Source organism: Streptomyces endocoffeicus (assembly GCF_016741935.1).
Lineage (GTDB): Bacteria > Actinomycetota > Actinomycetes > Streptomycetales > Streptomycetaceae > Streptomyces > Streptomyces endocoffeicus.
This window is the reverse complement of record NZ_JAERRG010000172.1, coordinates 1-957: the sequence shown is the minus strand read 5'-3', so window position 1 is coordinate 957 and position 957 is coordinate 1. Positions and strand designations below refer to the sequence as shown.

1 protein-coding gene is annotated in these 957 nt (G+C 68.5%); it reads left to right on the top strand.

Annotation, left to right across the window (positions count from 1 at the left end; genetic code table 11):
* Window positions 1–529: 529 nt before the first annotated feature.
* The coding region (locus tag JK364_RS54435) for a response regulator transcription factor (RefSeq protein ID WP_201858881.1) at window positions 530–957 on the top strand (428 nt) is incomplete at its 3' end.

Below are 957 nucleotides of genomic sequence, written 5' to 3'. Positions count from 1 at the left end.
GCAGGGCGAGGATCTCCGCGTCCTTGTTCCGGTCGGTCATCGGCAGCAGGCGCAGCATCGCGAAGGCGTTCGTCGCACCCAGGTAAGCCAGTCGCAGCAGCACGATCGATCATCATGACGCGCTGACGGCAACTGCGCGAGAGCGCCGACTCGAGCGACCGCGGCCAGATTTCGGGAAACCCGAAGAACCGCCCCCACCAGGGCGGACGAGGTTTCCGGCAAGGGCAGAGTTCTGCGTGTATCCGGCGCCGGTCATGCACGGCTCCGGAGTGCGGCTTTTCGACTGCCCCGCTATCGGGCCGGTCCGGTGGGCCCGGATGCACGACGGCTACCCCGCGCAGGCCGTGAGCCTGCGATGTCGGCGAGCGTGAACCGCGCCCCCGTTGCTGCGACGCTCGGCCGGTCGAGCCGGACAGTCGCGCACTTCATGGCAGGGCAGGTGCGTGCGGCACCATCGGACTGCTCTCGATCGTCAGGCGGCTGATCAGGGAAGATGGAGAATCGGGATGCGAGTATCTAGGGTCGGCACGTGGCTTTCATCATGGTATGCGAAGACGACGCGGCGGTCCGCGGCATCCTCAAGCGCGCTTTGGAGCACGACGGCCACACCGTCTCCGTCGCCGCCACGGCCGACAGCCTGCTGCGGCAGCTCGCAACGGCGCCCCAGCTGGTCGTCCTGGATCTCGGGCTGCCGGACGCCGACGGTCGCGATGTCTGCCTGGCCCTGCGGGCCCGCGGCGTCGACGTGCCGGTGTTGATGCTCACCGCCTTGGACGGCCTGCATCACAAGGTGGGCGGCTTCGAGGCCGGCGCCGACGACTACATGACCAAACCCTTCGACATCCCGGAACTGCTGGTCCGCGTCCGGGCGCTGCTGCGCCGGGCCACCGTGGCGCCCGCACCGCACGAGGTCGTCCTCGATCCGTCGAAGCACGTGGTGACCTACGATTCAGTGAG